We start from the raw sequence: 6,729 nt of genomic DNA, 5'->3' as shown, positions 1-6,729 counted from the left end.
CAACTGGCTTTTTTTCGGTTGTTATTTTCTTAAATATTATTCCGATAATAAAAGTCGAGATTATTGTCAAAAATAAAATCATTTTATAATTCACGTTATTTTGATGATATTTTAAAATTCCGTCATTCATTATTGGATTCGTTATAGTTATTTCTATAAACTGACTTTCGAGAAAACAAAAAAGACAGTAAAAAGTCGGGATTAAAATCAGATAGACTAAATTCAGTCCGATTATTTTTTTCAGAGAACTAATCTTTCGTGATGTCAAATAAAATCCGATTGGGATTAAAGTCAAAATAAAAGCAATGTCCGTTTGAAAAAGGCGAAAGTCCTTTCCGCCATAAAATCCGAGTTTATAATCCGCCAAATATTTTACCGTTTTACGAGTCAAAATCCGATAATCCAATTCGTATCGCATTCCGACAAAAAAAGTCAGAATTACAATAGGAATTAGTAAAATCAGTTTTCGTTTTCCTTTCAGCATTTCGTTTTTTCAGCTTGTTGCCAACGTTTAGTATAACCGCAGTTACGGATAAATATACGAGGTTTTTCGGTTAAGCACGGAAGTTAGCAATTACGCGTGGATTCGGACGTGGTCGAATCCGCCGTAATTGCGGTTATACATTGTTGGCAGCTGGCATTAGTATATTTCTAATTAACTTCTCGTTTAATTTATTTTCTCCGCTTGAAATTCTAATCGCAAGATCTGAATCAAAATCATTAACGCTTTTAAAATATATGAATGGATTATCGATTTTCACGTAAATTCTTTCGCAATAATTTTTTTTCAAAAAATCATTTCTTTCAAATTTATCGTAGCGATTTGTATTTAAAATATAGTAGTTAGAATTGATTTCGTTTATTTCCCATTCATTCTCCTCGGCAGTCTTAAGTAATCTATTTTTAAATTCATCTTTTTCTATTTTAAATTGAGATTTTAAATAATAAAGATTTCTATGAAGGTATATTAAGTTTAATATTCCAATAGTCATAACTGAAACACCAATTTTTCCTAAAGTGCCAATTTCCTTAATCTCAAAGCTAAAATTTTCGATTTCTGAAGTCAGACACCAAACTCCAATAAATATAAAAATCAAAGAGACTTTGTAATATTTTAATTTTTCTATGAAGTCTAAATTTATTTTCAAATTCTATTTTTTTGCTTGCTGCCAACGGGTCACTAGTATGGCAAGTGGCGTGTAAATACTTACTTACCTTTTCGGTTTTTCTTTATGATTTTAAATATAATCAATCTTTCGGTTTAGCCTACAAAAGCTATTTGCCATACTAGGTGTTATGCACTGATTATTAATTTAATTCGAGTTGTATGAAAATAAATAGAATAACGAATTTCTTTAAAAAAGGTCTATTAAAATCATTTGGATCATATTTGTGAACTAACCAATTGATTAATAAGGCAATATCAATATTGTCGTATTGACTTGGTTTGTTTTTTGAAATTTCTAAAATTAGTTCATCTTCATACTCCTCTTTACTCAACTCTTCTTTAAACTTTTGAACTACTGGGGATACAATTTTATAAAATAAATTTTTTATTCCGCTTTCATTATTTAAATCAATAATTTCAAGTTCTTCTCTAATTTCTTTGGTCTGCTTGTTTTCATCAATTTTATTTAAACCTGCACCATTATGGAGAAGAAATTCCAAATACTCATGATAGATTAATCCATCTTCAGCATTTTGAACAGCTATCTGATTAGAAGTCACATAATTTTTAAAAAATGATTCAAGTTTCTTATCAAAGTATTGATCATTTTTTGTTAGTTTATCTTCTATTTTCTCATTTATTTCACTCTCAGCGATAAGTAAATAATTATCTGATAGAGGATTTATTATAAAAAGTAGTATTAAAATTAGTTTCATTTTCATTTATCCATTTGTGCATAACGTCTCGTATAAAAACAGTGCGAGCAGGCGAGCGTGATTGTCCGCAGGACAAACCGCTAAGCAAGCGAGCACAATGTTTCGATTGAGCAGTACGTTAGCATTGTTTTTATATGTTGTTGTAAAACGTTTTTTATCCGAGTTGCCACCATTTCCGTTTTTTGTTCTTTATCAATCGTTTTGTTGGAAAAGTTTTGGTTTTCCCGTTGGTTTTTTCGTGTTCCAACTGCTTTAGGATTGAAGAACTGATTAAATCCCAATTGGCTGTATATCCAACCAGTATTTTTGTTTCATTTGGATGATAAATTTTATCGATTTCCAGTTTTCCTATTGGCTCGAAAATACAGGTCAAAGAGTCATCAGGCAAGTACCAAGACCAATTTATACTATTTTGCCAATTCCCAAAGTCATTAATTAAAACTTCACTATTCTCAATATCATCTAAAGTCGGTTTTGTTAATTGATTTAGTTTTGTAGTTACAATTAGATTATATCCATAGCCAGTTTCCGAATCCGAGCTCAAAACTATTGCTCCACCATAGTTTCCATTTTCTAATTTAAAAACAAGACAAGTTCCCATTTCAAAAATTGGTTCCTTGGTTTTCTTCTTTTTTCGTGCCTTTGCCTTAAGTCTTTCTGATTCTAATTTGACCAGGAATTTTTCGAGTACGATTTTCCGTTTTTTGATATCAGATTTGCTTGCGTCAAGTTCTTCCCAAAGTTTTAAGTCCGAACCGCTTTTAATTATTTGGCGGACTTTTTCGAGTATTTCGGTTGGTAAACTTTTTGTTTCCCAAAGAGCTAAAGCCAAAGCAAACCAAAAATCATTACTACTTTCTGGGTTGTCGGAAATCAGCTTTTCTTTTATTTTGTTGGGTTCTTTTCCATCATTGTACAAGTCAAAAAATTCAGCATAAATGTCTGCTGAAGTATCATTACTTTTTATGGCTGTTCCCCAAGTTCCCATTTTAGTTCGTAATTTTTTCTAATGTTTTACAACGTCTCGGCTATGGTTAGTACGGATATTAAAAGTAATTAAACTTTCGATTAAGCACTTAGCCAAAACTTTTTATTTTGTTTTATCTTTTTTGTTCTAAAGCCAAATCAAAAAGATTTGGCGGACTTCCTTAAAAACTCTAAACTTTGGGTTAAGCACCAAAACCCGTATTAATTATAGCCATTGTTGTAAACTGTGCTTTCTCAATCGTTTGTTATAGCACTAAAATCATTTTCGGACAAAATCCTTATTCCAATTCCTTTATTTATTAATTCCTCCGCTTTTCTGTGCTTTGAACTTTTTGCATATCCAGCAAGTTTTGTCGTGTCTTGAATTCCGACAACTAACATTGTTGTTTTTTTGGTAATTGAATTCGAAACATTACAACCTAATTCAGATGCAATTTTCCCAGCTTCGGCTCTTGGTATCATCAAAGCCCCCGTAAAAACAATATTCTCTCCGTAAAGTAGTCCTTCTGGATTACCGTCTAATTTTATTGTCGTTGAACCATTTGCATAAATGTTAATTGGTCTTTTTACTCTACCAAACCAATCTTCTAAAGTCATTTCGCTTTTCTCAAATGCCTTTAACATCACTTTTCCAGTTGCGATTGCATCTTGAAGAGCATTATGATGTTCAAATTCAATATCCAAATGGTCAGCAATATTGGCAAGTCCAAAACCTTTGTAAGCAAACTCTTCCCAAGTCCGTCTGACAATTTTAGCCGAGTCAAGCCAATTAGTTTCTATTAAATCCAATTCGGCAATTTCACACGCTCGATTGATAGCAATTCTGTCAAAAGGCATATGATGTCCCACTATTTTATTTTCCAAAATGTTTTTTAACTTTGGATAGATTTCTTCGAAAGTCGGTGAGCCTTTGACCATTTTTTCCGTAATTCCATGAATGGAAATGTTCATTCCGTCAAAGTAATCATCTGGGTCGATTAGCGATTCCCATTTTTCGGTCAGTTCTCCGTTTTCAAATTTTGCAAGTCCGATTTGGCAAATACTTGAATAGTCCGCATTCGCTGTCTCAACATCTAAAACGTAAAATTCATTCATTGGTTCGTAGTTTTTTTTGCATTGTTTACAACGGACTTGCATATGTTGCAGTAGCGGTAAAATATACTTGTTTTTTTGATTTATAATTAACTAAGCAAATCAAAAGCGACTTTAGGTGTAAACTTAAGCCGCTATTGAACATATGCATGGTTGTGGTTAGTTTTTTAATATCAGTTTTGTTTAATTAACACAATATTATCCATACGCCAAGGTAATGTTGGATCTGGTGCTGGGCCACTTACATCACGAAAATAGTTCATAGAAATATTAGCTTTTAAGGCTTCTTGCCCATTAATAGTTCTTTTAAATAATCTTAAAGTGCCTATGTGCCCTTCTAAAGGAACATCATTTATTGATAAGTCTAAGTTTTTTTCTCCATCTACACAATCATCAACAGGTGAGTATCTGCAATTATTATAGATATTGTTGCCTCTAATACTTGCAGCTCTACCAATACTTGGGTCATTTGCATCAGAAAGCGTGTTTATTTTTTCTACTCTATTTTCTATGTACTGATAGCCACCAATCAACAAATCCTCGTAAAAATCGCCGTTAAAATATTGAGTACTTTTTACTAATATTATCTTTAAAGAGGTATTCCCATTGGTATATAACCATGTACCTTCAAAATTATTGAGAGTATTATTTACATCTTTATAATATGAATTATCAGGGGCTTTACTTTTAGTAACATTTGCATCTTCCATATTTAATACTGGACTTTGTGCTTTACAATTGTAAAAAATTAATCCAATTGCTATTATTGATATTATTTTTTTCATCACTTTAAGTTTTAATTACAAGGGGTTTCGGTTACGGTTTCGTTGTCATTTTCATCTAACTCTAATTGTTTCCAATTGCTTAAGGTAGCATCTGTGGCTTCATAGAAGGAAATACCGTAATCACCAAAAAGCTCTAAAAAGGTTTTTTCTAAGTTGCTGCTATTACTATAATCTTCTCTCATTTCTTCCTTAATATATTTTCTTTTTTCATCATCATTATTCCCTTTAGCATTTTGCATATCGGCATCAATTTTATCAATAAGGGTTTGAATATTGTCTACTCTTAAAGCATAAGTGATGTTGTTTGGTGCTACAACCATAATAAATACTTCATCATTGAAAACGTCGTAGGATTCGGTGTGTAGCAATTTAAGAGCTCTTATATCTAGCCAAGAAGGCACTGCTAATTTGCCTTCAGGGTGCGAATGAATTTGGCCTATCCAAGTAGTGGTATAATTAAAAGGTGATCTTTCATCTGAAGGCCCTTCTTGTAAGCCATCATCATCGGTTACGTTTTTTCTGCCCTCTTCTGACCAAACATTTTTATAGCTCATAGACCACTCATTGTTACCTGCGCCTAATTTTGTTCTTAATTGGTTGACAACTGGTAATATATCTGAACCTAAACCATCGGTTTGTACTAATCTGTTTAAGCGTTCACATTTTATATCTTGTAGACACTCTTCTACGGTTCCTCTATCTGCCACACACTCACAAACTTCTTTGCTATTGCCTTGTAAAAGACAAACTTCATAAGCATCTAATTTACAATCCCCATTTAAATCGCCAGGCGGTGGATTTTCACATTCTTCACCTGGTGGAATAAGTACAGTTATTGGAGTATCGTCAGGTGATGTGCCATCGCCATTTCCTGAACCACCTCCACCACCCCCTGGATTAGGGTTATTGGTATCGTCCCTTGGATCGGAACCATAATCGGTAGCATCGCAATAATAGTAAGGTATTTCATGGTAGCCTGACCACATTGGACTGCTACTAGTACATCCTTGGCAATCATCCCCAGGCATATGACCGCAACCACAGGAATAGGCTACACTTTCATAAGTTACTATCACTACACCATCACAATTAGTTGGGTAGTAGGGGCTTCCTTGAGGGTCTGGCGGATAGCCACTTCCTGGTTCAGTTGGGCCACCGCCACCGGATGGTGGTGCATGTGTAATATCATCACAATACCCATTGTTGTAATATTACCTTCGAATACTTGATTTTGATCGTTTAGCCAGTTTTGGGTTGGTATGTATTGAGTAACAAACATATCAGGTTGTCCGTTCTTGTCCTCAAGAGTAAGATTATAAAAGATACTGCTTTGGTCATTTTCAGAAGTGATTCTCATGGTATAAGATTTATAATTACCTAAAGTAACTTCTTTTATGACATCCGTATAAACAGATATACCTAACGTGTCCTTCGTAGTTTTGCCATGTATGTTTTTTTGTTCTAGTTGCAAGTAAGGGTCAATATTTAACTGAGAAGATAGATTATTAAAAGTTTGTCCTACATTATCTTTGGAAAGTGTTTTTACAGTTGGTACAAATGCATTATTGTTTTCTTCCAATGATTATTCAACAGCGATGTCTTTTTCGCAAGCATTATTCAAAAGCAAAATTCCAAAAAGCAAGATGCCAAGTTTGAGATAAGTTACGATTCGTTTTTGTTCCATACCATTTATGGTTTAAAGTTAGTAATTCAAATTTATATTCACTCTATTTATTTTCAAATTGAGAATGAATAAAACTTAACATTGGGCCAGGTAACTACTTTTCAGTTTGAGTTAAAATTAACCCCAACGTTCCTGTATATGGCTCGTAGCGTGTGAATTAAACAATTAGTTTCGGATTGAGCACGAGCCGAATTTTTAAATTTTTCTTATTATCTTTTTTTCTCAATAAGCCAAATTTAAAAATTTGGCGGACTCGCAAATATACCTTAACTTCGATTAATGAACTGACTAGCTATG

At 33.0% G+C, this 6,729-nt stretch carries 8 protein-coding genes; all 8 read right to left on the bottom strand.

Annotated elements, in window-relative coordinates:
• Positions 1-484, bottom strand: a 484-nt coding sequence (locus tag PGOND44_RS15970) for a hypothetical protein (RefSeq protein WP_003445434.1), incomplete at its 3' end; no start/stop codon positions are given.
• 133 nt (positions 485-617) lie between these two features.
• Positions 618-1,148, bottom strand: a complete 531-nt coding sequence (locus tag PGOND44_RS14575; RefSeq protein ID WP_003445432.1) for a hypothetical protein — start codon at positions 1,146-1,148, stop codon at positions 618-620.
• A gap of 160 nt (positions 1,149-1,308) precedes the next feature.
• Positions 1,309-1,884: a hypothetical protein gene (locus PGOND44_RS14570; protein WP_162138439.1), complete on the bottom strand. Its 576-nt coding sequence runs from the start codon at positions 1,882-1,884 to the stop codon at positions 1,309-1,311.
• Between the two features lie 154 nt (positions 1,885-2,038).
• Positions 2,039-2,872: a hypothetical protein gene (locus tag PGOND44_RS14565; RefSeq protein ID WP_003445428.1), complete on the bottom strand. Its 834-nt coding sequence runs from the start codon at positions 2,870-2,872 to the stop codon at positions 2,039-2,041.
• Positions 2,873-3,105: 233 nt separating this feature from the next.
• Positions 3,106-3,966, bottom strand: coding sequence for an exonuclease domain-containing protein (locus PGOND44_RS14560; protein WP_003445426.1), 861 nt, complete (start codon positions 3,964-3,966; stop codon positions 3,106-3,108).
• 170 nt (positions 3,967-4,136) lie between these two features.
• Positions 4,137-4,748 carry a DUF6705 family protein gene (locus PGOND44_RS14555; RefSeq protein ID WP_003445424.1) on the bottom strand — a complete coding sequence of 204 codons (612 nt, stop codon included), beginning with the start codon at positions 4,746-4,748 and terminating at the stop codon, positions 4,137-4,139.
• A gap of 11 nt (positions 4,749-4,759) precedes the next feature.
• Positions 4,760-5,824: a hypothetical protein gene (locus tag PGOND44_RS14550; RefSeq protein WP_155943857.1), complete on the bottom strand. Its 1,065-nt coding sequence runs from the start codon at positions 5,822-5,824 to the stop codon at positions 4,760-4,762.
• Positions 5,824-6,327 carry a hypothetical protein gene (locus tag PGOND44_RS14545; protein WP_003445408.1) on the bottom strand — a complete coding sequence of 168 codons (504 nt, stop codon included), beginning with the start codon at positions 6,325-6,327 and terminating at the stop codon, positions 5,824-5,826. Before PGOND44_RS14545 ends, PGOND44_RS14550 begins: the two co-directional genes overlap by 1 nt.
• Between the last annotated feature and the right edge of the window lie 402 nt (positions 6,328-6,729).

Origin of the sequence: Psychroflexus gondwanensis ACAM 44, from assembly GCF_000355905.1 — a bacterium.
Taxonomy (GTDB): Bacteria; Bacteroidota; Bacteroidia; order Flavobacteriales; family Flavobacteriaceae; genus Psychroflexus; species Psychroflexus gondwanensis.
Note: the sequence above shows the minus strand (reverse complement) of the source record. Positions and strands in the feature narration are given on the sequence as shown.

Coding starts and splice junctions, on each gene's coding strand:
- PGOND44_RS14570 (WP_162138439.1), bottom strand. CDS start 1,884: ATGAAACTAATTTTAATACTACTTTTTATAATAAATCCTCTATCAGAT.
- PGOND44_RS14565 (WP_003445428.1), bottom strand. CDS start 2,872: ATGGGAACTTGGGGAACAGCCATAAAAAGTAATGATACTTCAGCAGAC.
- PGOND44_RS14560 (WP_003445426.1), bottom strand. CDS start 3,966: ATGAATGAATTTTACGTTTTAGATGTTGAGACAGCGAATGCGGACTAT.
- PGOND44_RS14555 (WP_003445424.1), bottom strand. CDS start 4,748: ATGAAAAAAATAATATCAATAATAGCAATTGGATTAATTTTTTACAAT.